Consider the following 24,955-nt stretch of genomic DNA (forward strand, 5'->3'; position numbering starts at 1 on the left):
ATGAAGCGAAAACTCTCAAGGCGCGAGGTGCTGCAGGGCTCGCTGAATGCCTCGACGGCGCTGGCATTCGGAACCGTGTTCGCCTCGCCCGCCCGCGCGCAGGCGCCGCCGCCGGAAGCGATCACGCCGCAACTGCTCGAGGCGGCAAAAAAAGAAGGCAAGGTGGTCTGGTACACCTCGATCGATCTGTCGGTATCCGAAAAGATCGCGGCCGCGTTCAAGGCGAAATTCCCCGGCATCGAGGTGCGGGTCGAACGCACCGGTGCCGAGCGCGTGTTCCAGCGCATCGGCCAGGAATATGCCAGCAATGTGCACGCCGTCGATATCGCGAACTCGTCCGATGCCGCGCATCTGCTGGCATGGAAACGGCAGGGCATCCTGCTGCCTTACGTGCCGGAGGACGTCGCGAAGCATTACAAGCCCGAGCATCGCGATCCCGACGGCACGTTTGCCGGCTTCCGCGCCACGCTGAGCCCGATCGCCTACAACACCAAACTGGTGAAGGCCGAAGACGCGCCGGTGAGTTTCAAGGACCTGCTCGATCCCAAATGGAAGGGCAAGATCGTCAAGGCGCATCCCGGCTATAGCGGCACAATCCTGACCGCGACCTTCGAGATGGTTCGCGACATCGGCTGGGAGTATTACGAGCAACTCGCCAAGCAGAACATCATGCAGGTGCAATCGGCGACCGATCCGCCGAAGAAGCTGTCGCTCGGCGAACGCAGCGTGATGGCCGACGGCACCGAGTACAACATCTTCCTGCTCAAGGAAGCCGGCCAGCCGGTCGAGGTGGTGTATCCCATCGAGGGCACGCCGTTCATCGTCGGACCCAACGGCATCTTCAAGGCGGCGCCGAATCCCAATGCGGCAAAGCTGTTCCAGAACTATTGCTTCACGCCGGACGCACAGCGGATCATCATCGACGCCGGCGGCCTGCGGTCGCTGCACGCCCAGGTGAAGGAACATACCGGCCGCAAGCCGCTCGCGGACATCAAGCTGATGAAGGAAGACGCCGCGGGCGCCGAGGCCCAGAGCGAGGAGATCAAGGCGCGCTACCAGAAGATCTTCCGTGTTTGATCCGTCATTGCGAGCCAACGGGTCGCGCGAATGCGCGCCCGATGACACGCTCCGCGAAGCAATCCATCTCACGGCATAATGGATAGATGGATTGCTTCGTCGCTTCGCTCCTCGCAATGACGACAAGAAACGATCAGGGAACCACGATGCGAAAACTTATCAACCGGCGCGATATCATCAAGGGCTCGGCCGCGCTCGCGCTCGGCACCGTGTTCGCGTCACCGGTGCGCGCCCAGGCGCCGGAACCGGTCGCGATCAACCCCGGCCTGATCGAAGCGGCCAAAAAGGAAGGCAAGGTGGTGCTGTATTCCTCGATGGACCTGCCGGTCGGCGAAAAGCTCGGCAAGGCGTTCGAGGCGGCCTATCCCGGCATCAGTGTGCAGATCGAGCGCTCCGGCTCGGAGCGGCTGTTCACGCGGATCGACCAGGAGTTCGCCAGCAACATCCGCGCCGCCGACATCATCAACACGTCGGACGCCTCGCACATCATCACCTGGAAGAAAAACGGCTGGCTGATGCCGTTCCTTCCGGAAGACGTTGCCAAGCATTTTCCGGAAACCTATCGCGATCCCGACGGAATGTCCGCGACCTCGCGTATCTACTTGTCGTCGATCGCCTACAACACCAACCTCGTAAAGCCCGAGGACGCGCCGAAGAGCTATGCGGACCTGCTCGATCCGAAATGGGCGGGCAAGATGGTCAAGGCTCATCCGTCCTATAGCGGCACCATTATGACCGCGACCTTCCAGCTGGTGCGTGAGCTGGGCTGGAGCTATCTCGAAAAACTATCGAAGCAGCGCGTGATGCAGGTGCAATCCTCGACCGATCCACCGAAGAAGCTCGCGCTCGGCGAACGTGCGGTGATGGCCGACGGCAATGAGTACGGCGTCGTGCTTCTGAAGGAGGCCGGCCAGCCGGTCGAGCCGCTATATCCAACCGAGGGCACGCCGACGATCTCGGGGCCAACCGCAATCTTCAAGACCGCACCCCATCCGAACGCGGCAAAACTGTTCCAGGCATGGCTACACACGCGCGAGACCCAGCAATTCTTCGTCGACTACACCGCGCAATATTCGGTTCATCCGCAGGTGCAATCGAAACCGGGGCGCCGCAAGCTTTCCGACATCAAGCTGATGAAGGAAGACGCTGTTGGCGTCGAGGCGATGACGGAAGAGATCAAGACGCGGTATGCGAAGTTGTTTCGGGTGTGACGGCCCAGTTCGGACCAATTTGCTGTTGTCATTCCGGGGCGATGCGAAGCATCGAACTACGGTGCGCAACTGCGCACCTGAGAATCTCGAGATTCCGGGTTCGCTTCGCGCCCCGGAATGACAGGATAGAGAGATAAATGACCATCGCCGACACCGCTCCCGCCAAGACAAAACTCGACTGGACCAAACCTATCCTGTGGCTGTTCGCGGCCGTCATGATCGTGCTGATCGTGATGCCGATGTCGTGGCTGGCGGTGTATGCCTTCACCGACAAGGCACGCAACCCGACGCTGCAGAATTTCGTCAAGCTGTTCACCGATCCGGATTTCCTCGATCCCCTGCTGACCACCGCGATCATCGCGACCACGTCGGCGACGATCTGCTGCATGATCGCCGCCCCGATCGGCTGGCTGGTGTCGCGCACCGACATGCCGGGACGGCAGACCATCCGCGCGCTGGTCACCGCCTCGTTCGTGACGCCGCCGTTTCTCGGCGCGGTGGCCTGGGAACTGCTGGCCGCGCCGAACAGCGGGCTATTGAACCAGCTCTATCGGTTCCTGACCGGCGCCGAATCGGGCACGCATCTCTTCAACATCTATTCGCTGACCGGCATTATCTTCGTGATCTCCTGCTACACGTTTCCGTTTGTGTTCGTGCTGGTCGCCAACGCGCTCGACAACATGCCGGGCGAGCTCGAAGACGCTTCCGCCATCCTCGGCGGCAAGGCGTGGACCACGGCGCGGCGCGTCACGATCCCCCTGGCGCTGCCGGCACTGGTCGCCGGCGCGTTGATCGCTTTCCTGCAGGCGATGACGCTGTTCGGATCGCCCGCGATCCTGGCGCTGCCGGCCGGCTTCCACACCATGACCACCAAGATCTGGAGCCTGTTCCAGTATCCGCCCAAGCCCGAACTCGCCGCGGCGGCCGCGGTGCCGCTGTTGCTGCTGACGATCCTGCTGCTGCAGGGCCAGAAATTCCTGCTCGGCCGCCGCGGCTACTCTGTGGTGGGCGGCAAATATGGCGCACCACGCCCGATCGAAATGAAGGCTTGGCGCTGGGTGGCGCTGGCATTCTGCCTGATCGTGCTGCTCAACCCCGTGTTCCTGCCCTATCTGGCGCTGCTCAACGCCGCATTCTCGCCGAACGCGACCACGCTGGTGACACCCGCGACCGCGACGCTGCACAACATCGTGTTCGTGTTCACCGAATTGTCGTCGACCCAGCTCGCGCTCAAGAACACCGTGATCCTGGGCGCCTCGACCGCGACCATCGGCACGTTACTGGCGCTCGTGATCGCCTATGTCACGACGCGGCGCGTGATCTCGGGGCATCGTTTTCTCGGCTTTCTTGCCACCGCGCCGATCGCGGTGCCCGGCATCGTGCTCGGTGTCGGCCTGTTCCTGAGCTACACACGGCCGCCCTTCGTGCTGTACGGCACGCTGTGGATCCTGCTGCTCGCATTCCTCACTATCAACCTGCCGTCGGCCTATCAGCAATTGCAGGCGGCGTTCGCGACCATCCACCCCGAACTGGAAGACGCCAGCCGCATCCTCGGCGCGACGCGGCTGCAGTCGCTGCGCCAGATCACCGCGCCCCTGCTGCGCACTGGCGTGATCGCGACCTGGTGCTTCATCTTCATCGGCGTGATGCGCGAATTATCGGCGGCGATCGTGCTGTTTACGTCGCAGACCAAGGTGCTGTCGGTGCTGATCTACGACCTCAACGAAAGCGGCGACCTCGCCGCGATCGCGGTGCTCGGCATCGCGATGCTGATCATCACCTTTGCGGTGGTGCTCGCTGTCAACCGCATCCCGGGCGGCAACGCCGCCGCGCGGTTAAGGAATAGCTGACACTCGATAAAATCGTCAATGGCGCGTCGCCGCTGACGTCCATCGGCTATAACGTGGGTCGACCGTTTGTTGCCCAATGCCGGAGTGGATGTGACCGAAAAGCTGCGCATGAAAACGCCCGCCAGCCTCCGCGAGTACGAGCGGCGAATCAATCGCGTTATCGACCATGTGCAAGCCCACCTTGTCGGCGATCTCACGCTCGAGCGACTGGCCGATATCGCGGCGTTTTCGCCGTTCCACTTCCATCGGGTTTTTACCTCGATCACCGGCGAGACTCTCGCTGACTTCATCCGCCGCACGCGCCTCGAGCGTGCCGCCGCCGCGCTCCTGCGAGCGCCGGACGCCAACGTTCTCGGCATCGCGCTCGAATACGGCTTCTCGTCGGCCGCGACCTTCGCGCGCGCGTTCAAGGCGCATTTCGGCATGAGCGCAACACGGTGGCGCGGAGATGAAGGGCGGAAATGGCGGGAGGTGCATCGGCGTCCGAACAAACAGGCAAAGCCGAAGCGCAAACCAGGTCAATCACAGCGCAAGAATCGCAAAGCATCCATCGAACGCATCCGGCATCGTCCCGCAACTGGCACCGAAGGGAGCGCAATGCGGGTCAAGGTGATGGAAATTCCGCCGTACCGGATCGCCTATATGCGTCACGTCGGGCCCTACGGCACCAGCGGCGGCATCTCCCCGCTATGGGCCAGATTGATGCGCTGGGCAGCCATCCGCGAGCTGCGGCACCCCGCGATGCTCACGGTCGGCATCGGCCACGATGCGCCGAGCATCGTTGCACCGGACAGGCTGCGCTATGACGCCGGCCTTATCGTCGGCAACGATTTCAAGCCTGACCGCGCCATCAACGTGGCCGACCTGCCCGGCGGCAAATACGCAGTCATGCTCTTTCAGGGTTCGGCCGCCGTCATCACCGAGGCGTGGGACAGGCTGTACACAATCTGGCTGCCAGGCAGCGGCTATCAACCCGAGGACAGGCCGCGACTGGAACTTCGGCGCGGTTACGATTTCTCTACCGCGAACCTGCGCTGCGAGCTCTGTCTTCCAATCAGGCCGTTGTAGAAGCCCCGGAGACATCATGTACAAGCTGCTCATCGGCCTGCTTGCCTTACTCGTCGTGGCCGCGATGATCCCTGTTGCCGTGATTTCGTTCGACGCACCGAGAGCCCCGCCGGTGATGGCCGCCATGGCGGCGCCGTCAAAGCAGGCCAGCTCTGACTTTCCGGCGCCCCGGCAATTCCGAGCGCGGGACGGCGCCAACCTGCAATACTACGCCTACCCTGCGGGACCTGAGAAAGTCGCCATCCTGATCCACGGCTCGGCGGGCCCCGGGACCAGCATGCACATCCTCGCTGAATCTCTCCGCACCGCCGGCGTTACGGTCTATGTGCCGGATATACGAGGTCATGGCGGCTCGGGACGGCGCGGCGACATCGATTATATCGGGCAGATCGATGACGATCTCGCCGACTTCGTCGCAGCGCTTGGGACAGCGAAGAGCGGCGAGACCCGCACGCTGCTGGGATTCTCCGCCGGGGCCGGATTCGCCATCCGTCTCGCCGGCGGCCGCTATGGCCTGCTGTTTAATCGCTATGTGCTGCTATCGCCGACCACGCTCTCGGACGCGCCAACCTTGCGACCGAACGCCGGCGGCTGGGTAAGCGTTGCCGTTCCGCGCATCATCACGATTGCTTTGCTCGGCCGCGTCGGCATTCACTGGTTCGACGGGCTTCCAGTCATCCGCTACGCGATATCGCCCGAGATGGCGCGCTGGTTGACCGACAGCTATTCGTATCGGCTGGCGACAAATTTCGGCGCAGGACGTCAGTATCAGGCCTATCTGCAGAACATCCGCCGTCCCGCCGCGCTGCTGGTTGGAGATGCCGACGAGCAGGTGATCGCATCTCAATACGCCCCGCTGTTGCAGCGTCTTGGCGTGAATATCCCGGTTACCATTGTACCTGATATGACGCACACTGACATGATCAGGAATCCGAAGGCCATTCGGGCGATTGTCGGCGCGGTCGAGGCACCGTAACGGCACGGCTCAAGGCGTGCCGCCCTGGCGCTCCACCCGATACGCGTCGATCTGCAAACGAACTGATGGCTTCCGTCTGGCAATTCGCGATCTCGACCCGATATAAGGGCGGATGCGAACGAACTTCCAGAACCAGACGAGGATCGCTTGACCCAACCAACGACCAAAGGCCGTTCAATGCAGGCGCCGGTGGCGCCGCGCCGCACGCATTCGTTCACCACCCACGGCATCAATGTGACGGACGATTATGCGTGGCTGAAGGACGCCAAATGGCAGGAGGTGCTGCGCGACCCCTCGATCCTGGACAGCGACATCAGGCAATATCTGGAAAGCGAAAACGACTACACCGAGAGCCTGCTCGGCCACACCTCGCCGCTGCAGAAGAAGCTGGTCGCGGAGATGCGCGGGCGCATCAAGGAAGACGATTCCAGCGTGCCGTCGCCGGATGGCCCGTTCGCTTACCTGCGGAAATTCCGCGAGGGCGGCCAGCACGAGATGTACGGCCGCACCCCGCGCGATGGCGGCGACGTTGAGATCGTGCTCGACGGCGATGCGCTGGCGGCATCCCACAGCTATTTCAAGTTCGGCGGCGCGCGGCATTCGCCTGACCATAAATTGCAGGCGTGGAGCGCGGACACGAAGGGTTCGGAATATTTCTCGATCCGCGTGCGCTACTGGGCCAGCGGCAAGGACTCTGACGACCTCGTCGAGGAGACCGATGGCGGCGTGGTCTGGAGCACGGACGGACAAAGCTTCTTCTACGTCAAGCTCGACGACAACCACCGGCCGATGCAGGTGTGGCGGCATCGCTTAGGCACCCAGCAGGCGGACGACAAGCTGATCTATGAGGAACAGGATTCCGGTTGGTTCACCCATCTGCATGAAAGCTCCAGCGGACGCTTTTGCGTGATCGCCGGCGGCGACCACGAGACATCCGAGCAGCGCCTGATCGATCTGGCGTATCCCGAGACGCCGCCACGGCTGGTCGCGGCTCGCGAGGAGGGCGTGCAATATTCGATCGCCGACCGCGGCGAGGAGCTGTTCATCCTCACCAACGCCGATGACGCGATCGACTTCAAGGTGATGAGCGCGCCGCTGGCTGCGCCGGAGCGCGCGAACTGGCGCGATTTGATCCCGCATCGCGAGGGCATCTATGTGCTCGATGTCGAGCTTTACGCTGGCCACATGGTGCGGCTGGAGCGCGCCAACGCGTTGCCCGCGATCATCATCCGCGATCTCACGACGGGTGAAGAACACGCCATCGCCTTCGATGAAGCCGCCTATTCGCTCGACACCATGGGCGGCTATGAATTCGAAACCACGAACTTACGGTTTTCCTATTCGTCGATGACGACGCCGTCGGAAGTCTATGATTACGACATGGCGACGCGAACGAGAGTGCTGCGCAAGCGCCAGGAGATTCCGTCCGGCCACAACCCGGCCGACTACGTCACCACGCGCATCATGGCGACGGCGCATGACGGCGCCAAAGTGCCGGTCTCGATCCTGCATCGCAAGGATCTCGTGCGCGACGGCGGCGCGCCGCTGCTGCTGTACGGCTACGGGTCCTACGGCATGGCGATGCCGGCCTCGTTCGCGGCCAACCGGCTGTCGCTGGTCGATCGCGGTTTTGTCTATGCGATCGCGCATATCAGAGGCGGCGCCGACAAGGGTTGGGGCTGGTATCTCGACGGCAAGCGCGAAAAGAAGACCAACACGTTTGACGATTTTGCGACGGCAGGCCGCGCGTTGATTGAGGCCAAATACACCAGCGCAAAGCGCATCGTCGGCCATGGCGGCAGCGCCGGCGGCATGCTGATGGGAGCGGTCGCCAACCGCGCGGGCGAATTGTTCGCCGGCATCGTCGCGGAAGTGCCGTTCGTCGACGTGCTGAATACGATGCTCGACGACACGCTGCCGCTGACGCCGCCGGAATGGCCGGAATGGGGCAACCCGATCGAGAGCGAAAGAGATTTCCGCACCATCCTGTCCTATTCGCCCTACGACAATATCGCGGCCAAGGACTATCCGCTGATCCTCGCGATGGGCGGCTTGACCGATCCGCGCGTCACCTATTGGGAGCCGGCGAAATGGATCGCGCGATTGCGCGCGACCATGAAGGGTGGCGGCCCGGTGCTGCTCCGGACCAATATGGGCGCCGGCCATGGCGGCGCGTCGGGGCGCTTCAACCGGCTCGACGAGGTCGCGATCGTCTATGCGTTTGCGCTATGGGCGGCGGGGCTGGCGGATAGAGCGGAGGTGTGATGTGAGTCGTGTCCCGGACGCGGTGCGGCGTGAAACGCTGCTCCGCAGAGCCGGGACCCACGCTTGAGTTACAGATGTACGGACCCCGGCTCTGCAGCGCACCGTTTCACGCTGCGCTGGGTCCGGGGAACGCACACTGTCCGTAGTCGATTTACGGCAACGTGTACGCCGTTTTCACCGTCGTATAAAACTCCGCCGCGTAGCGGCCCTGTTCGCGGGCACCGAAGCTGGAGCCTTTTCGGCCGCCGAACGGCACGTGGTAATCGACGCCGGCGATCGGCAGATTGACCATCACCATGCCGGCTTCGGAATTGCGCTTGTAGTCGCTGGCATATTTCAGGCTGGTGGTGCAGATGCCGGATGACAGGCCGAAGTCGGTGTCATTCGCGGTCGCCAGCGCTTCGGCATAATCCTTGACCCTGATGACCGCGGCCACCGGCCCAAAAATTTCCTCGCGCGCGATCCGCATGGTGTTGCTCACGTCGGTGAACAGCGCCGGCTGCAGATAGAAGCCGGGCGCATCGCGGTTGAGGCGCTCGCCACCGAATGCGAGTTTTGCACCCTCATCCTTGCCGATCGAGATATATTTGAGATCCTGATCGAGCTGGCTCTGATCGACGACGGGACCGATATCGGTGCCGGCCTTGACGGCGTCGTCGATCTTCAGGCCACGCATCCGCTCGGTGAGGGCCTCGACGAATTTGTCGTGGATCCCGGCGGTGACGATCAGGCGCGAAGCGGCGGTGCAGCGCTGGCCGGTGGAAAAGAACGCGCTATTGGCGGCGCATTCCACGGCGACCTTCAGGTCTGCGTCGTCCAGAACGACCAGCGGATTCTTGCCGCCCATCTCGAGCTGGAACTTCTTCATCGGCCGCGAGGCGATGCAGGCCGCCGCCACTTTCTGACCGGTGGAAACTGACCCCGTGAAACTGATGGCCGCTACATCAGGATGCTCCAGCAGGACCGCACCAACTTCGGAGCCGCGCCCGAGCACGAGGTTGAGCACGCCCTTGGGCAGGCCGGCGCGGTGCAGGATATCGACCAGCGCCCACGACGAGCCCGGCACGAGGTCGGCGGGCTTGATCACCACGGTGTTGCCATAGGCCAGCGCCGGCGCGATCTTCCAGGCCGGTATCGCGATCGGGAAATTCCACGGCGTGATCAGGCCGACAACGCCGAGCGCTTCGCGTGTGATCTCGATGTCGATGCCGGGACGCACTGAGGCGAGTTTCTCGCCCGCCATCCGCAAACATTCGCCGGCAAAGAACGCAAAGATCTGCCCGGCGCGCGCGACTTCGCCGATGCCTTCCGGCAGCGTCTTGCCTTCCTCGCGCGACAGCAGCCGGCCCAGTTCGTCCTTGCGCGCGAGGATTTCGTCCGACGCCTTCTTCAGAATGTCGTAGCGCACCTGCGGCGTCGACCGCGACCAGGCAGGGAATGCGGCCTTTGCAGCTGCTATCGCGGCCTCGGCTTGCGCGCGCGTGCCGCGCACCGCCTGGCCGACAATGTCCTTGGTATCGGATGGGTTGACGTTGGGCGCGCGGGCGCCATCGGACAGCCATTCGCCGTCGATCAGATTGTTGAACATCAGCATGGGTGATTTCTCCGTTGTTGTGTCTTCTTCGAGCTCGTGTCACGGACATCTGGACCCCGGCTCTGCAGCGCACCGTTTCACGCTGCGCTGCGTCCGGGGAACATATTACCGCCCGTTGGCCTTGCGCCAAGCCGCAAAATCCTTCGGCGTCTGCTCGTCGGTTGCCGGATAGAGGCCGAGGATCGAACGGCCCTTGTGCACTTCCTCGGTAACAAAATCCTCGAACGCGGTCATCTCGACCGCCTCGTCGGCGATTTCGTCGGCAACATGCGCGGGAATCACGATCACGCCGTCGCTGTCGCCGAGAATGACGTCGCCGGGGAACACCGGCGCGTCGCCGCAGCCGATCGGCACGTTGATCTCGATCGCCTGGTGCAGCGTCAGATTGGTCGGTGCGCTCGGCCGCTGGTGGTAGGCGGGAAAGCCGAGCGCCGCGATTTCGGCCGAATCGCGGAAGCCGCCGTCGGTGATGACGCCGGCCGCGCCGCGCTTCATCAACCGCGTCACCAGGATAGCGCCGGCCGAAGCCGCGCGCGCATCCTTGCGGCTGTCCATCACAAGCACCGCGCCGGGCGGGCAATCCTCGATTGCCTTGCGCTGCGGATGGGCACGGTCGCGGAACACCTCGATCTTGTTGAGGTCCTCGCGCGCGGGCATGTAGCGCAGCGTGAAGGCTTCCCCGACCAGCACCGGCTGATTTGGCCCGAGCGGATGCACATCCTGGATCATCTGGATACGGAAACCGCGCTTGAACAGCGCGGTGGCGACGGTGGCGGTCGAGACGGTTTTGAGTTTGTTGCGGGTGGCGTCGCTCAGTTTTGTCATGGTTTCATCATCCCAGTTATTCCATCATTCCGGGGCGCGAAGTGAACCCGGAATCTCGAGATTCCGGGTCTGGTCCTTCGGACCATCCCGGAATGACGGTGGTAATCAATCACACCGCCCCATGCGCTTCCACGTAAAGCGCGTACACGGAGTGGCAGCTCGTCATATAGAGGCGGTTGTTCTTCGGTCCACCGAAACAGAGGTTGGCGCAACGCTCCGGCAGCCGGATGAAGGCGAGCGGCTTGCCCGCCGAGTTGAACACCATCACGCCGTCGAGGTCTTCCGACTTGCCCTTCAGCTGATACACCTTGCGGCCGCCAACGTCAGTGGGATCCGGCTGCAGCGCGCCGTTGCTGCCCCAGCCGCACCACAGATTGCCGTCGCGATCGACCCGGAAGCCATCGAGCGCGCCCTGGTCGGCGGCGTCGATCAGCTTATTGCGACTGCCGAGCGTGCCATCGTCCTTGACGTCGTAGGCCCAGATGCTGCGGTTGGGGCTTCCCTTCCACTCGACCACATAAAGCTTCTTTTCGTCGGGCGAGAACGCCAGGCCGTTCGGATTGACGATGTCGGTGATGACGGCCGATATCTTGCCGTCCTTGGCGATGCGGTAAACGTTGGTGGTGGCCTGTTCGGGCTTCTCCTTCTTGCCCTCCCACTCGCCATTGATGCCGAACAAGGGATCGGTGAACCAGATACTGTCGTCCGACTTCACCACGACGTCGTTCGGCGCGTTCAGCCGCTTGCCCTCGAACTTGTCGGCCAGCACCGTGATCTTGCCGTCCTTCTCGGTGCGGGTGACGCGGCGGGTCACCGAATGCTCGCAGGTGACGAGGCGGCCCTGGCGGTCGCGCGTGTTGCCGTTGGCATAGTTGGCGTTAGCGCGGAACACGCTGGTCTGGCTGGTCTTCTCGTCGAACTTCATGATGCGATTATTGGGGATGTCGCTCCACAGGAGATAGCCTCCCTCGGGAAAATAGGCCGGGCCTTCGGCCCAACGCATCCCGGTAGCGACCTGTTCGATCGTAGACGAATAGATCCGGTATTTTGCAAAGCTTGGATCGAGGATTTGCACCGACGGATCGGGATAGCGCTGGTTCATCGTGAACGGGAATGATTGCGCACCTGCGGCACGCGAGAGAAGCGTGGTGACCGCGGTGGCGCCGGCTGCGGCGAGGATGTTGCGTCGTGTGATGCTCATGGGTGGTCCTCCCTGGGATGTTTTTTGCTTGGTATCGGTTCTCTCTTGTCATTTCGGGGCGATGCGCAGCATCGAACCCGGAATCTCGAGGTTCCGGGTTCGCGCTGCGCGCGCCCCGGAACGACGGCGTCAGTAAATCGACGGCTCCCCCACCGGCTTGCCAAAACCGGTTTCAAGAAAATCGAAATCGCAGCCTTCGTTGGCCTGCTTGATGTGCTTGGTGAACATCCAGCCATAGCCGCGCTCGAACCGGCGTTCCGGCGCTTTCCATTCGGCGCGGCGCTTTGCAAGCTCCGCCTCCGGCACATCGAGGTTGATGGTGCGGGCGTTGACGTCGAGCGTGATGCGATCGCCGTTCTTCACCAGCGCCAGCGGACCGCCGATATAGGATTCCGGCGACACATGCAGGATACAGGCGCCGTAGCTGGTGCCGCTCATGCGCGCATCCGACAGCCGCACCATGTCGCGCACGCCCTGCTTTACCAGCTTGGTCGGGATCGGCAGCATGCCCCATTCCGGCATCCCGGGCCCGCCCTGCGGCCCGGCATTGCGCAAGATCAGCACGTGATCCGCGGTCACATCGAGATTGGGATCGTCGATCGCCTTCTTCATCGAGGGATAATCGTCGAACACCAGCGCCGGTCCCGTGTGCTTGAGAAAGCGCGGCTCGCAGGCCGAGGGTTTTATCACGCAGCCATCGGGCGCAAGGTTGCCCTTGAGCACCGCGAGCGCGCCTTCGGCATAGATAGGGTCGTTCACGGTGCGGATGACGTCGTCATTATAAACTTCGGCGCGGGCGATGTTCTCGCCGAGCGTCTGGCCGGTCACGGTCATGACGTCGAGGTGCAGGTGCTCCCTGATGCGGCTCATCAGGCCCGGCAAACCGCCGGCATAGAAGAAATCTTCCATCAGATATTTGTCGCCGCTCGGCCGCACATTGGCGATCACAGGCACCTTGCGGCTGGCGATCTCGAAATCATCGAGCCCGATATCCTGGCCGGCGCGGCGGGCCTGCGCGATCAGATGGATGATCGCATTGGTCGAGCAGCCCATCGCCATCGCCACCGTGATCGCGTTCTCGAAGGCTTTGCGGGTCTGGATCTTGTTTGGCGTCAAATCCTCCCACACCATCTCGACGATGCGGCGGCCGCATTCCGAGGCCATGCGGATATGTCCGGCGTCGGCGGCCGGGATCGAGGATGCGCCCGGCAAGGTCATGCCGATCGACTCGGCGATCGCCGTCATGGTCGAGGCGGTGCCCATGGTCATGCAGGTGCCGTAGCTGCGGGCGATGCCGGCCTCGACATCGACCCAATCCTTGTCGGAGATTTTCCCGGCGCGCCGCTCGTCCCAGAATTTCCAGGCGTCCGAACCAGAGCCTAGCGTCTTGCCCTTCCAGTTGCCGCGCAGCATCGGCCCCGCCGGAAGATAGATCGTCGGCAGGCCCATGCTGGTGGCGCCGAGCAGAAGGCCCGGCGTGGTCTTGTCGCAGCCGCCCATCAGCACGACGCCGTCGACGGGATGGCCGCGCAATAATTCCTCCGCGTCCATCGCCAGCATGTTGCGATAGAGCATCGTTGTCGGCTTCAGGAACGATTCCGACAGCGACAGCGCCGGCAGCTCCATCGGAAAACCGCCGGCCATCAGGATGCCACGCTTGACGTCGTCGACGCGGGATTTGAAATGCATGTGGCAGGGCTGCGCGTCCGACCAGGTGTTCAAAATCGCAATGACGGGACGGCCCTTCCATTCCTCCGGCGCGTAGCCCATCTGCATCGCGCGGGAGCGGTGGCCGAAGGCGCGCAGATCGTCGGGCGCGAACCAGCGCGCGCTGCGAAGCTGGTCGGGGGTCTTGTTTTTGCTGCTCATGATTGAGTACCCCATTTCTGGACGGTGTTGCGCTCGATGGTGCGGAAGATCAGGTTTTCCACGATCAAGCCAATGATGATCACCGTCAACAGGCCGGCGAAGACAGCAGGTATGTCTAGCAGATTGCGGTTTTCGAAGATGAACCAGCCGAGCCCGCCCTGCCCCGACGACACGCCGAACACCAATTCGGCGGCAATCAGCGTGCGCCAGGCGAACGCCCAGCCGATCTTCAGGCCGGTCAGGATCGAGCCGAACGCCGCCGGAATCAGGATGCGCGCCACGTAAGGCAGCCCGCGCAGGCCGTAATTGCGGCCGACCATGCGCAGCGTGTTCGACACGCTCTTGAAGCCGGAATGGGTGTTGAGCGCGACCGGCCACAGCACCGAATGGATCAGCACGAAGACGAGGCTGCCATTGCCGAGCCCGAACCAGATCAGCGCCAGCGGCAGCAGCGCGATCGCCGGCAGCGGGTTGAACATCGCGGTCACGGTTTCGAGGAAATCCGTGCCGATGCGGGTGGAGATCGCCAGAATGGTGAAGATCCCGGCGAGAATGATGCCGGCGCTGTACCCCATGAACAGCACCTTCAGCGACGCCCAGGCGCGCAGCGGGATCGTGCCGTCGCGCACCTTCTCGAACATGGTCACGATGGTGTCGTGAAAGGTCGGGAACAGCAGCGGATTGTCGAGGTAAGTGCCGTAGACTTCCCAAACCACCGCGAGGAAGAGGATGATTACGGCTTTGCGAACGAAGCCGTCGTTCCACAGCAGTTCGAGCACCGAAAGCTTGCGCTCAACCTCTACCGACGCGGCTGCGGCGGAGGTGTCGCGCATCAGAATTTTCGCTTCGCCCATCGCGCGCTCAATCCTTTTGTTTGAGCATGATCTCCGCGCAAACGCGTTCCGCGTTTGTCGCGAGGGAAAACCGGTACCCACTTTTCCGGATCATGCTCTAATGTACCGCGGCGGCTTCGTTGTCCGCGTTCGAAAACAGCAGATCGTGAATCTGCTTTTCGAGCCGAGCGGCGCTGCCGTCTTCGCTGGAGACCTGATCGACGTCTGTTATTTCGGCCTTGACCCGTCCGGGATGCGGCGACAGCAGCAGGATCCGGTTGCCGATCTTGATCGCTTCCGCAATCGAATGGGTGACGAACAGCACGGTGAATTTGGTTTCCGACCAGAGCTGCAGCAGTTCGTCCTGGCAGGTGCGCCGCGTCAGCGCATCGAGCGCGGCGAACGGCTCGTCCATCAAGAGGATATCCGGCTCCATCGCCATGCCGCGCGCGATCGCGACGCGCTGCTTCATGCCGCCCGAGAGCGTATGCGGATAGGAGTCGACGACGCGGGTGAGGCTGACCTTCTCGATGTAGGCGCGGGCGCGAACCTCGGCCTCCTTGCGCGGCAGCCGCCGCGTCATCAGAAGCGGGAACATGACGTTTTCCAGCACGGTCTTCCAGGGCAGCAGCTGGTCGAACTCCTGGAAGATCATCATGCGGTCAGCGCCAGGCTCCGTGATCTCGCGGCCCGAGATCCGCATCTTGCCTTCGCTCGGCGTCATGTAGCCACCGACCGCCTTCAGCAAGGTCGACTTGCCGCAACCGGAGGGACCGAGCAGCACGAAACGATCGGAACGATCGACCGTAAAACTGACCCGCTCGGTCGCGGTCACCACCGCGCTCGAAGTCTTGTAGCGCAGCGTTACGTCGCTGACGTCGAGAAGCGCCGTCATCGCGTCAATTGCCCTTCAGGTCATGCGCCATCGGCAGGTAATATTCGGTCCACGCCTTGGGCTGGGTCTTCAGCGTACCGACCTTGAACAGATGGTTGGCGAATTTCATGGTGCCCTGCGGCTGCAGGTTCCACTCCATCATGCCGGGCTCCTTGAGCCAGGCCAGCAGATCTTCGGCGCTGGTCTTGTCGCCGGTGACTTCCTTGTAGATATCCACCGCCGCCTTGGTGTCGCTGCGGATCAGATCCTGCGCTTCCTTGGTGGCATCGCGCACCGCCTGGACAATCTTGGGATTGGCGTCGGCGAATTTGGTTGTCGTGAAGAACTGCGCCTGGCTCAGCGGCCCGCCCATCACGTCGGGCGAGGACAGCACGACATGGGCGCCGGGCACGTTCTTCAGTTCGAGGAACGTAAAGGGCGGGATCGCGAAATGGTTGCGAACCTCGTGCTGGGCGTTGGTCATCGCGACATAGGCATCGGGATGGCCGAGCTGCACAGTGTTGGGATCGAGCTTCGACCATTGGTCGGCGCCGAACAATTCGGCGGCCGCGATCTGCAGCACGATCGCCTGGGTCGAGACTTTCACGGTCGGCACCGCAATCTTGTCGTTGGGGCCGATATCTTTCAGCGACTTGATGTTGGCGTCGCGGCTGATCAGCGTCATCGGCTGTGCTGACGTCGCAACGATACCCTTGACGCCGCCGCGGGTGCGATCCCACAGCAGCAGCAGGTTGCCGGTGCCGGTGTTGAGGATGTCGACGCCCCCCGCAAGCAGCGCGTCGGTCTGGGCGCCGCCGCTGTTGAAGCTGAGCCACTTGGTGGTGATGCCCGCAAGGCCCAGCGCCGCGGCGTGCTTTTCGATCAGCTTCTGCTTTTCCATGATGTGCGAGGGCATGTAGAAAATGCCGGGCTGCCGCGACAGCGCGATCTCGCTTTTCTGTTGCGCCAGCGCGGGCGCGCCGGACAGCGCCATTCCGAGTGCTGCGATTGCGCCTGCAGCGGCGCGCCACATCATGCTCTTCATCGTTGGTTTCCTCCGGCGGTCTCTACGCATTGACGCCCTCAAGGAGATGCACTAATATATTAGTGTATTTGAGGCAAGCACCTTCTGAAAGGACCGTTGTTCCGATGGGTCCAACGCCAATCGCCGCCCGCCGCGCCGCACCGCGTTCCCCCGAGCGGCTCGACCGCGACCGGCAGGCTGCGCCCCAGGTATTCGAGCGCCTGCGCGGCATGATCATTTCGCTGGAGCTGCCGCCGGGATCGCCGCTGTCGCGGGCCGCTTTGGCCGGGCAGTTCGGAATCAGTTCGACGCCAATCCGGGACGCCCTGATGCGGCTCGAAGAGGAAGGCCTGGTCGACGTGTTCCCGCAATATGCGACCGTGGTCAGCCGGGTCGATGTGCGATTGGCCCAGCAAGCGCATTTCCTGCGGCAGGCGGTGGAGCTGGAGATCGTGCGCGGGTTGGCGATCCGCCATGACGAAGCCTTCGTCGCCGAGCTGAATGGAACAATCGTGCGCCAACAGCAATTCGCCAAGGCCGGCGAGTTCGAGAAATTCATGGCCGCCGACAATGAATTCCACGCCCAGCTCTATACGGCGGCCGACAAGCAGGACATCTGGGCGCTGGTGCGCAGCCGCAGCGGCCATATCGACCGGCTGCGCCGGCTGCATCTGCCCTCCCCCGGCAAGGCGCAGGACATCGTGCGGCACCACAGGCTGATCGCCAAGGCGATCGACGCCGGCGATCCAGACGGGGCGCAGAAGCATCTGCGCACCCATCTGTCGGGAACGCTCAGCGAACTCGCCCAGATCCGGGCGCGGTATCCGGAATATCTGAGCGACTGAACGCCGCAGATTAATCCGCGCCATCAGGACGAATCGGCTCCGTTGCGGCAGCAAATTGCTCGCTGTCTACCCGACAACAGGCGGATATGCGGTTCTTGGCAGGAACATCTGCAGCCGGGAAACCGTTGCAGGAGAACAAGGTTTCAGCGAAAATCGCAACCTGCCGTTGACCTGATTCCAGCGGGCGCCCGGAGAACCTTCTTTTGGCAAGAATATTGATAGTAGACGACGATACCGCGGTTCAGGCCACGGTCCGCCTATTGCTCGAGCGCGCAGGCCATAGCGTGGTCACCGCCGGTGACGGCCGTAAAGGGCTTGCGCTGTTCGAAAAGGAAGATTTCGATCTGCTGTTTCTCGACATCTTCATGCCGGGAATGGACGGGTTCGAGACCATGCGGCTGGTTCACCAGCTGCGGCCACTGATACCGATCGTCGTGATCTCGGGACGGCCGATATCTTCGGAAGAAGGCGCCGCCCCCGACTTCCTGACCATGGCGACCAAGCTCGGCGCCGTCTCCAGTCTGCAGAAACCGTTCAAACCGGCGGCCCTGCTGGCGATGGTCACGAACTGCCTGGAGGCCGCCAAACGCCTGTCGTCAAGTTCATCCCATGCCCCCGGCGGAGTTGCTTCCTGCCCGTAATGCGAAATAGCATTACCGGGTTCGCCCAGCCGCTTGCCCGGGATGAACGGGAGGGCGAACGAATCAAAAAATGACGCTCACAACCAGGCTTGCCATCGCCATGATTGCGTTGGTCGCGCTCGCGGTTTCCGCGGTCGGCTGGCTGAGCTATCGCAGCCTGGAACAGGCGCTGCTGCTGCGCGCCCGAGACCGCATCGAGACGCATTCGCGGCAGGTGGCGACCGACCTCGAATATTACGCAGCCAGTGCGACCGGAGATGTCGCGGGCTTCCGTTCGGCAGCGGCGTTGCGGGGACTGATCCGCGCCCGAAGGGCGGGCGGCGTCGATCCGGTGGATGGTGTCTCCGAAAAGACGTGGCGCGACCGGATAGCGACTCGCCTTGCAGCGGAACTCGAAGCCAAGCCCACCTATGCGATGTTTCGGATCATCAGCTTTGATGACGACGGCCGCGAGGTCGTCCGCGTCGACCGTATGGGACCAGACGACAGGATTCGTATCGTTCCCGAAGAGGGACTGCAGAAGAGAAGCGACCGAAACTATTTCACGGAAACGCTCGCACTCGGTCCCGGACAAATCTACGTTTCGCCGCTCGATCTGGGACGCCGCAACGGACTGATCGAGGAGACGCACAGGCCGACGATTCGCATCGCGACGCCGATCTTCGCCGATGACGGCAAGCCGTTCGGCATCTTCATGATCAATGTCGATATGCGGCGGGCATTCGACCGCGTGCGGTCGTCGATGTTGCCGGGCGAGACGATCTACGTCGTCAACCGGCAGGGCGACTATCTCATTCATCCCGATCGCTCACGCGAGTTCGGCGCGCTGCTCGGCAAGCCCAACGACTGGAAAGCCGACTTTCCGCAACTGGCGGCGCAGGCAGGGGCAACCCGCGGCATCGCCGAAATCGTCCCGGATCATGCTGCCCGCTCGGGCGGGATAGCTCTCGCCCCTGCCCTTCTGGCTGGTACCGAATGGGTTGGCGTGATCGAAACCACCCCCAACGCCGTGATCATGGCGCCGGCCGCCAGCATCAGAAACACCTCCCTTCTGGTCGGAACGATCGCCGTGTTGTGCGCGGCAGTGCTGGCCCTGCTGATCGCGAGGTCGCTGACCCGGCCGATCATTCGCCTGACCGCCGCCGTACAGGGCGCCGCCCGGAACGGGAAAGTCGCCATTCCGGTTGACGCTCGCGGCGAGACCGGCGTGCTGGCGCGCGCATTCGCTGACGTGATCGAGGAGGTCAACGAGAAGACCGCAGCACTGCAGCAGGAGGTTCAGGAGCATCGCCGCACCATCGCGGCGCGCGACCACCACGCCGAGCGCGAGCGTCTGTTCAGCGCGGCGGTCGAATCATCCAACGACGCCATCATCACGACGTCGCTCGACGGCACGATCACCGGCTGGAACTCGGCTGCGGAACGATTGTACGGATACAGTGCGGCGGAAGCGGCAGGCAAGAACATCGCGATCCTGATGCCCGCCGGCCGGCTGCCCGAGGTGCAGGACATCCTGCGCCGGATCGGCTGGGGTGAAAGCATCGAGCACAACGAAACCACGCGTCTTCGCAAGGACGGCACGCCGGTCGAGGTTTCGCTCAGCATTTCGCCGATCAAGGCGCCCTCGGGCGCGACCATCGGCATATCGAAGGTTGCCCGCGACATTACCGACAGCAACAAGACCCGGCTGGAGCTGCGCCAACAGGCCGAGGAGCTTCGCCGCGTCTTCGAGACTTCGCAGGACCTGATCATGGTGACGGATTCACGGGGATCCGTGGTCCAGATCAGCCCGAGTTGCGCCGTCATCCTGGGCTATTGGCCCGGCGAGATGATCGGCCGCAGTGGAGAAGACTTCATCCATCCCGATCATCTCGAGAACTCGCGCCAGGAAATGCGCGCCCTGCGGCGCGGGCAACGCCCGACGATTGCGGACACGCGTTGCTTCCACAAGAGCGGTCGCGAAGTGTGGCTGTCCTGGCTCGGGGTCTGGTCCCAACCGGTGAGACGGTTCTTCTTTGTCGGCCGCGACATGACCGAGACCCGCCGGGCGCAGGAAACCTTGCGTGAAAGCGCACAGCTGGCCCGCGGGATCATCAACACGGCGCTCGATGCCTTTGTCCAGATGGACGATCAGGGCACGATCGCGGACTGGAATTCGCAAGCCGAGAATATCTTCGGCTGGACACGGGATGAAGCGGTCGGAGCCAAACTCAGCGAACTGATCATTCCATACGTCCATCGCGACGCGCACGCGGCCGGCCTGGAACGGTTCCTGCGCACCGGTGATGGGGTGATCCTCGGCCGCCGTCTCGAGATCGACGCGATGCGACGCGACGGCAAGGAGATCAAGGTCGAACTGAGTGTCACCGCGCTGAAGCGCCGCAACGGCTTCGTGTTCAACGGTTTCATACGCGACCTCACCGACAAGATCGCCACTGAGGACCGCATCCGGCAGTCCGAGAAGATGGAAGCCGTCGGCCAGCTCACCGGCGGCATCGCGCATGATTTCAACAATATCCTGACCGTCATCACCGGGACGATCGAAATCCTGGCCGACGCCGTCAAGGACGAGCCGCAACTCGCGGCCATCACGCGGATGATTGACGAAGCCGCGTCGCGCGGCGCCGACCTCACCCAGCATCTATTGGCATTCGCCCGCAAGCAGCCGCTCGAGCCTCAGGAAACCGACGTCAATACGCTGATCATCGACACCGCGAAACTGCTGCAGCGTACGCTCGGCGAGCATGTCGAGATCGAATCGGTATTTGAAGACGAATCCTGCCCGGCGATCGTCGATCCCAATCAACTGGCCACCGCCATCCTCAATCTCGCCCTCAACGCCCGCGATGCGATGCCTGACGGAGGCAAGCTGATCATCGAAACCGGCATGGTCGTACTCGATGAGCATTACACCAGGACGCACAATGACGTCCGGCCGGGCCGCTACGCGCTGATCGCAGTCAGCGATACCGGAACCGGCATTCCGGCTGGCATCCTCGACAAGGTGTTCAATCCGTTCTTCACCTCGAAGGGGCCGGGCAAGGGAACCGGCCTCGGGCTCAGCATGGTCTACGGCTTCGTCAAGCAATCCGCCGGCCACATCATGATCTACAGCGAGGAAGGCCACGGCACGACGATCAAGATGTACCTGCCGCCGGCCTCAGGCACGTCGCTTGCGGCCGGGCCGAGCCACGGGCCGACGGTCGAGGGCGGCAATGAGACGATCCTGGTGGTCGAAGACGACGCGCTGGTGCGCAATTACGTGCTGACGCAACTGCATTCGCTCGGCTACGTCACGATGGATGCGGGGAACGCGACGGAGGCGCTCGCGATCGTCAACGCCGGCCACCCCTTCGACCTGCTGTTCACCGACGTGATCATGCCCGGCCTCAACGGCCGCCAGCTCGCCAACGAGATGCTGAAGATCAAACCCGGGCTGAAAGTGCTGTTCACGTCAGGCTATACCGAAAACGCGATCATCCACCACGGCCGGCTCGACGAGGGCGTGCTGCTGCTGGCCAAGCCCTATCGCAAATCGGATATGGCCATCATGATTCGCAAGGCCCTCGGCGACTAGAGCCTTTTCCGTTCCGATTTAAATCGGAACGGGGTTCTAGATTCTAGATTTGACGCGTTTTCTTGACGCGAACCGGTGTCCACTTCGCTGGAAAACGCTCTAGCGGCCTACAGCTGCCGCGCATTCTCGCGAAAGCTGCACCGTCGCCGTCCACTCACGCCTGACGCGAAGTGGTCATCACGATTCGGACCAGGTCAGCGGCGTTGCGTGCCCCGAGCTTCTTCATGATGTTGGCGCGGTGATCCTCGATGGTCCGCGGGCTGATCCCAAGGTGCCTGCCCGCTTCCTTGTTGGACGCGCCGGCGGTGAACTGCTCGAGCACTTCGCGTTCGCGGCGGGTGAGCGGCTCGCGTCCGGGAAAATGCAGCGTCGCGATCCGGGACGCGGAGTTGTTTTCCGCCTGCCGGCGCGCATAGGCCTCGATCGCCTCGTCGAGCCGTGCGACGATCTCGCTGCCACGGAACGGCTTTTCAATGAAGTCCAGCGCGCCGCTCTTGATGGCGTTGACGGCCATCGAGATATCGCCTTGCCCGGAGATCATGAAGATCGGCGCAGGATAGTCCTCGCCGTGCAGTTCCTTCAGGATGTCGAGGCCCGATTTGCCGGGGATATGCACGTCGAGCAGGATGCAGGACGGCGTCCGGGTTCTTGCAACGGCCAGCAATGCGGCGCCGTCGGCAAAACAGATGACCTGATAACCGCCCGCCGACAGCACCATGGAAAGCGTGTCGCGCACGGCCGGGTCGTCATCGACTACAAAGATCTCCCCGCGGGAGTGGGCTTTCTCAGCCATGTTTCAACTTCCGTGCATGGTGAAACGTGACGCGCACTCGATATCGGTACTCAACTACATACCGCATCAAAACGCCCCCGTATTTGTACGGGACGTTCGCTTAACGCACAAGTAGCAACGCGCCCCTAAAAAGTGGCCTGAGGAGTGCAGCTATGCAGAACCCCCAAGGCGGCGGCATCGCGATCGAACCCGACGACCGAAATAACGCGTACCGCTCGGTGGTATCGGATGTCATATCCCTGATCGAGCATGTCCAGGCGAGCCTGAGGCTGATCGAACAGGAGATCGCCCGCGAAACCGCGTCCGGCAGCCAAGACATCTCCACCAATGTCGTTGTGCTGGATGATGTGACGCCGCCCTATGTCAGGGCGACCGTGGCGTTGAAGGCCTGTGACGCCAATCTTGCCATCGCCCTCCACTCGCTGCTCGACCCCATGACACCGTCCAATACACCGGAGCAGGGCGCCAGCGATTATGCCTGGAGTCCGCCGGCGCTTTCGGTTCTCAGCGCGTAAGCGAATAGCGGCGCCGTGCCGCAGCAGCCCGCCCAATACGGCCATCTGAAAATTGGGAACATCGAACCGGCCAGCCTGTATTGGCGGGTCCTTGCCGTTTGCCGCCATCCTGGCCCGGACGTTGCCTCGGCTTTTTGCCAATGAGCGATTTCACCGCCTCACCAGCGGTTCGGTGCGAAAGCTAGACGCTCAGGACATCATCTCTTCGGACTTCGACGCCGCGCCGGATCGCTTCTTGGCGTGCTTGCCCCTCAGGAAATGAATATCCATGTCGGTGCCGTTGACGCGCACCAGTTCGCAGCGGCGATAGGCGAGCCCGGTCGACGACAGCAGCAGAAAGAACTCCTTGAGGTTGAGGCCTTGAATGGAGCCCTCCACGGTCAACGTGGCCTCGGTATCGGAGATCGAGTTGAGTTGGCAATCCCGGCGCCAGGTTCCGTCAATCGCCATGATGCAGACGTCGTAGCCCCGGCTGAACGTGACGCGCTCGGCTGCCTTGTTCTCTTCCGTCATTCCTCAACGCCCCGCCATTGCCGCGATTTTCGGCGCTGCCGTTGCCGCACGCGCTGCGTTCGGCCGATAGAGCCCACGCTTGTCCGGAAATGGCTTGAAGACATCGGTCAAGCCGACCACCGTCTCCGCCGCGCCCAGCACCAGGAAGCCGTCCGCTTCCATCGACTTGGCAAGACGGCCGAAGATGTTGATCTTGGTGTCCTGGTCGAAATAGATCAGAACGTTGCGGCAGAAGATGACGTCGAACATCCCGAGCTGCGAAAAATCGTGCAGCAGATTGAGTTGCCGGTGCTGCACCATGGCGCGGATGTCGGCATTGATCTGCCAGAGCTCGCCGTTCTGCTTGAAATATTTGACCAGCATCTGGATCGGCAGGCCGCGCTGGACCTCGAACTGGCTGTAGATGCCGGCCTTGGATTTCTCGAGCACTTCCTGGGAGAGATCGGTCGCGATGATTTCGATCCGCCATCCGGCAAGTGCTGCGCTCATCTCCTTCAGGGACATGGCCAGCGAATACGGCTCCTGACCGGTCGAACCGGCGGCGCACCAGATCCGGATGCTCTTGCGGGCCGCGCGTGCCTTCAGCACCTCGGGCACGATCGAATCGCGGAAATGATCGAACGGCACCTTGTCGCGGAAAAAGAAGGTCTCGTTGGTGGTCATGGCTTCGACCACCTGGGCGACAATCGTCGACGCGCCACCCTTCATTTTTTGCACGAGTTCGCTGATGCCGGCGAGGCCGCATTTGCGCGACAGCGGCAGCAGGCGGCTTTCGATCAGGTACTGCTTGTCTGCGGACAGGTCGAGACCGGAATGGTCCTTCAGGAGCTTACGCAGATACTCATAGTCTGGCGGGGTCACGGGTGGCCTCTCAAGGGCAAGCGGATAAGATTTAAACCGGAGTCGGTTCTGAAAGCTCGACCAAGCCGACTTCCTGGAACTTCGCGGCGACGATATCCTTGTCGAACGGCTTCATGATGTATTCGTTGGCGCCGGCATGCAGCGCGCGCGAGATATGGTCCATGCCGTTTTCGGTGGTGCAGAACACTACCTTGGGCACATCGCCGCCGGGCAATCGGCGCAGATGCCCGAGGAATTCATAACCGTCCATCACGGGCATGTTCCAGTCGAGCAGGACGGCATTCGGCATCGCGAGCTTGCAGACCTCGAGCGCCTTCTCACCGTCCTCAGCCTCGGTGATTTCAAAGCCCATCTCTTCCAGGATGCGGCGCGCAATTTTACGCACGACACCTGAATCGTCGACGACAAGACATGTTTTCATTTTTCGACCTCCTTATTCCGATCGTTCTATGCTGCGAGTGTGGTGGGCACGATTTCGAGGACGCGATCGACATCGAGGACGACCATGAGCTGGCCGTCGAGGCGGTGGACGCCGCCGGCGAG

21 protein-coding genes and 1 pseudogene are annotated in these 24,955 nt (G+C 62.6%); 10 read left to right on the plus strand and 12 right to left on the minus strand.

What is annotated here, in order from left to right; genetic code table 11:
* From JQ600_RS32130 to JQ600_RS32155, 6 genes are all read left to right on the plus strand, one after another.
* Entirely contained in the window at positions 1-1,077 is a 1,077-nt protein-coding gene (locus tag JQ600_RS32130) for an extracellular solute-binding protein (RefSeq protein WP_212391331.1), read from the plus strand.
* Positions 1,078-1,223: 146 nt separating this feature from the next.
* Positions 1,224-2,288: a substrate-binding domain-containing protein gene (locus tag JQ600_RS32135; RefSeq protein ID WP_212391332.1), complete on the plus strand. Its 1,065-nt coding sequence runs from the start codon at positions 1,224-1,226 to the stop codon at positions 2,286-2,288.
* Between the two features lie 137 nt (positions 2,289-2,425).
* Positions 2,426-4,138 (plus strand): iron ABC transporter permease, encoded by a 1,713-nt coding sequence (locus JQ600_RS32140; RefSeq protein ID WP_212269042.1) that lies wholly within the window; start codon positions 2,426-2,428, stop codon positions 4,136-4,138.
* A gap of 90 nt (positions 4,139-4,228) precedes the next feature.
* On the plus strand, positions 4,229-5,206 hold the full coding sequence (locus JQ600_RS32145) for a GyrI-like domain-containing protein (protein WP_212391333.1): 978 nt from the start codon (positions 4,229-4,231) through the stop codon (positions 5,204-5,206).
* Positions 5,207-5,222: 16 nt separating this feature from the next.
* Positions 5,223-6,182 carry an alpha/beta hydrolase gene (locus JQ600_RS32150; protein WP_212391334.1) on the plus strand — a complete coding sequence of 320 codons (960 nt, stop codon included), beginning with the start codon at positions 5,223-5,225 and terminating at the stop codon, positions 6,180-6,182.
* A gap of 177 nt (positions 6,183-6,359) precedes the next feature.
* Positions 6,360-8,447 (plus strand): S9 family peptidase, encoded by a 2,088-nt coding sequence (locus tag JQ600_RS32155; protein WP_212391350.1) that lies wholly within the window; start codon positions 6,360-6,362, stop codon positions 8,445-8,447.
* A gap of 151 nt (positions 8,448-8,598) precedes the next feature.
* Here JQ600_RS32155 and JQ600_RS32160 read toward each other — a convergent pair whose 3' ends face one another.
* The 7 genes from JQ600_RS32160 to JQ600_RS32190 form a co-directional block, all read right to left on the minus strand.
* Complete coding sequence (locus JQ600_RS32160; protein WP_212269045.1) at positions 8,599-10,041, minus strand: aldehyde dehydrogenase family protein; 1,443 nt, start codon at positions 10,039-10,041, stop codon at positions 8,599-8,601.
* A gap of 105 nt (positions 10,042-10,146) precedes the next feature.
* Positions 10,147-10,866, minus strand: coding sequence for a ribonuclease activity regulator RraA (locus tag JQ600_RS32165; protein ID WP_212391335.1), 720 nt, complete (start codon positions 10,864-10,866; stop codon positions 10,147-10,149).
* Positions 10,867-10,975: 109 nt separating this feature from the next.
* The gene (locus JQ600_RS32170) at positions 10,976-12,067 is read right to left on the minus strand and encodes an SMP-30/gluconolactonase/LRE family protein (RefSeq protein ID WP_212391337.1); all 1,092 of its coding nucleotides are present in this window, start codon (positions 12,065-12,067) and stop codon (positions 10,976-10,978) included.
* 129 nt (positions 12,068-12,196) lie between these two features.
* Complete coding sequence (gene araD, locus JQ600_RS32175; protein WP_212269048.1) at positions 12,197-13,936, minus strand: L-arabinonate dehydratase; 1,740 nt, start codon at positions 13,934-13,936, stop codon at positions 12,197-12,199.
* The gene (locus JQ600_RS32180; protein ID WP_212391339.1) at positions 13,933-14,790 is read right to left on the minus strand and encodes an ABC transporter permease; all 858 of its coding nucleotides are present in this window, start codon (positions 14,788-14,790) and stop codon (positions 13,933-13,935) included. Before JQ600_RS32180 ends, araD begins: the two co-directional genes overlap by 4 nt.
* Before the next feature lie 97 nt (positions 14,791-14,887).
* A complete protein-coding gene (locus JQ600_RS32185; RefSeq protein WP_212269050.1) occupies positions 14,888-15,664 on the minus strand; it encodes an ABC transporter ATP-binding protein in 777 nt (258 codons plus the stop codon).
* Positions 15,665-15,668: 4 nt separating this feature from the next.
* The gene (locus JQ600_RS32190; protein WP_409363340.1) at positions 15,669-16,676 is read right to left on the minus strand and encodes an ABC transporter substrate-binding protein; all 1,008 of its coding nucleotides are present in this window, start codon (positions 16,674-16,676) and stop codon (positions 15,669-15,671) included.
* Positions 16,677-16,792: 116 nt separating this feature from the next.
* Between JQ600_RS32190 and JQ600_RS32195 the strand changes: the two genes are divergently transcribed.
* The 3 genes from JQ600_RS32195 to JQ600_RS32205 all read left to right on the plus strand — a co-directional run bounded on the left by JQ600_RS32195 (position 16,793) and on the right by JQ600_RS32205 (position 21,730).
* Positions 16,793-17,512, plus strand: coding sequence for a GntR family transcriptional regulator (locus JQ600_RS32195; protein ID WP_212269052.1), 720 nt, complete (start codon positions 16,793-16,795; stop codon positions 17,510-17,512).
* A gap of 203 nt (positions 17,513-17,715) precedes the next feature.
* Positions 17,716-18,153, plus strand: coding sequence for a response regulator (locus tag JQ600_RS32200; protein ID WP_212269053.1), 438 nt, complete (start codon positions 17,716-17,718; stop codon positions 18,151-18,153).
* Positions 18,154-18,223: 70 nt separating this feature from the next.
* Entirely contained in the window at positions 18,224-21,730 is a 3,507-nt protein-coding gene (locus JQ600_RS32205; RefSeq protein ID WP_212391341.1) for a PAS domain S-box protein, read from the plus strand.
* Positions 21,731-21,884: 154 nt separating this feature from the next.
* Here JQ600_RS32205 and JQ600_RS32210 read toward each other — a convergent pair whose 3' ends face one another.
* Complete coding sequence (locus JQ600_RS32210; protein WP_212001077.1) at positions 21,885-22,523, minus strand: response regulator transcription factor; 639 nt, start codon at positions 22,521-22,523, stop codon at positions 21,885-21,887.
* 152 nt (positions 22,524-22,675) lie between these two features.
* On the opposite strand from JQ600_RS32210, the gene JQ600_RS32215 reads away from it, so the two are divergent.
* A complete protein-coding gene (locus JQ600_RS32215) occupies positions 22,676-23,038 on the plus strand; it encodes a hypothetical protein (RefSeq protein WP_212269055.1) in 363 nt (120 codons plus the stop codon).
* A 189-nt stretch (positions 23,039-23,227) separates the two neighbouring features.
* On the opposite strand, the gene JQ600_RS32220 is transcribed toward JQ600_RS32215, so the two are convergent.
* The 4 genes and pseudogenes from JQ600_RS32220 to JQ600_RS37090 form a co-directional block, all read right to left on the minus strand.
* On the minus strand, positions 23,228-23,551 hold the full coding sequence (locus JQ600_RS32220) for a PilZ domain-containing protein (RefSeq protein ID WP_212269056.1): 324 nt from the start codon (positions 23,549-23,551) through the stop codon (positions 23,228-23,230).
* 3 nt (positions 23,552-23,554) lie between these two features.
* Positions 23,555-24,412 (minus strand): protein-glutamate O-methyltransferase CheR, encoded by an 858-nt coding sequence (locus JQ600_RS32225; protein ID WP_212269057.1) that lies wholly within the window; start codon positions 24,410-24,412, stop codon positions 23,555-23,557.
* 31 nt (positions 24,413-24,443) lie between these two features.
* The gene (locus tag JQ600_RS32230; protein ID WP_212269058.1) at positions 24,444-24,833 is read right to left on the minus strand and encodes a PleD family two-component system response regulator; all 390 of its coding nucleotides are present in this window, start codon (positions 24,831-24,833) and stop codon (positions 24,444-24,446) included.
* A 26-nt stretch (positions 24,834-24,859) separates the two neighbouring features.
* Positions 24,860-24,955 (minus strand): annotated as a pseudogene (locus tag JQ600_RS37090) (chemotaxis protein CheW); the annotation flags it as partial.

Source organism: Bradyrhizobium sp. AUGA SZCCT0176, from assembly GCF_018130145.1.
Taxonomy (GTDB): Bacteria; Pseudomonadota; Alphaproteobacteria; order Rhizobiales; family Xanthobacteraceae; genus Bradyrhizobium.

What these genes read in the sequence shown, in the direction of transcription:
- JQ600_RS32140 (WP_212269042.1), top strand. Translation starts at nt 2,426, where the DNA reads ATGACCATCGCCGACACCGCTCCCGCCAAGACAAAACTCGACTGGACC.
- JQ600_RS32170 (WP_212391337.1), bottom strand. Translation starts at nt 12,067, where the DNA reads ATGAGCATCACACGACGCAACATCCTCGCCGCAGCCGGCGCCACCGCG.
- JQ600_RS32230 (WP_212269058.1), bottom strand. Translation starts at nt 24,833, where the DNA reads ATGAAAACATGTCTTGTCGTCGACGATTCAGGTGTCGTGCGTAAAATT.
- JQ600_RS32180 (WP_212391339.1), bottom strand. Translation starts at nt 14,790, where the DNA reads ATGGGCGAAGCGAAAATTCTGATGCGCGACACCTCCGCCGCAGCCGCG.
- JQ600_RS32195 (WP_212269052.1), top strand. Translation starts at nt 16,793, where the DNA reads ATGGGTCCAACGCCAATCGCCGCCCGCCGCGCCGCACCGCGTTCCCCC.
- JQ600_RS32130 (WP_212391331.1), top strand. Translation starts at nt 1, where the DNA reads ATGAAGCGAAAACTCTCAAGGCGCGAGGTGCTGCAGGGCTCGCTGAAT.
- JQ600_RS32155 (WP_212391350.1), top strand. Translation starts at nt 6,360, where the DNA reads ATGCAGGCGCCGGTGGCGCCGCGCCGCACGCATTCGTTCACCACCCAC.
- JQ600_RS32185 (WP_212269050.1), bottom strand. Translation starts at nt 15,664, where the DNA reads ATGACGGCGCTTCTCGACGTCAGCGACGTAACGCTGCGCTACAAGACT.
- JQ600_RS32190 (WP_409363340.1), bottom strand. Translation starts at nt 16,676, where the DNA reads ATGTGGCGCGCCGCTGCAGGCGCAATCGCAGCACTCGGAATGGCGCTG.
- JQ600_RS32135 (WP_212391332.1), top strand. Translation starts at nt 1,224, where the DNA reads ATGCGAAAACTTATCAACCGGCGCGATATCATCAAGGGCTCGGCCGCG.
- JQ600_RS32150 (WP_212391334.1), top strand. Translation starts at nt 5,223, where the DNA reads ATGTACAAGCTGCTCATCGGCCTGCTTGCCTTACTCGTCGTGGCCGCG.
- JQ600_RS32210 (WP_212001077.1), bottom strand. Translation starts at nt 22,523, where the DNA reads ATGGCTGAGAAAGCCCACTCCCGCGGGGAGATCTTTGTAGTCGATGAC.
- JQ600_RS32160 (WP_212269045.1), bottom strand. Translation starts at nt 10,041, where the DNA reads ATGCTGATGTTCAACAATCTGATCGACGGCGAATGGCTGTCCGATGGC.
- JQ600_RS32205 (WP_212391341.1), top strand. Translation starts at nt 18,224, where the DNA reads ATGACGCTCACAACCAGGCTTGCCATCGCCATGATTGCGTTGGTCGCG.
- JQ600_RS32165 (WP_212391335.1), bottom strand. Translation starts at nt 10,866, where the DNA reads ATGACAAAACTGAGCGACGCCACCCGCAACAAACTCAAAACCGTCTCG.
- JQ600_RS32220 (WP_212269056.1), bottom strand. Translation starts at nt 23,551, where the DNA reads ATGACGGAAGAGAACAAGGCAGCCGAGCGCGTCACGTTCAGCCGGGGC.
- JQ600_RS32215 (WP_212269055.1), top strand. Translation starts at nt 22,676, where the DNA reads ATGCAGAACCCCCAAGGCGGCGGCATCGCGATCGAACCCGACGACCGA.
- araD (WP_212269048.1), bottom strand. Translation starts at nt 13,936, where the DNA reads ATGAGCAGCAAAAACAAGACCCCCGACCAGCTTCGCAGCGCGCGCTGG.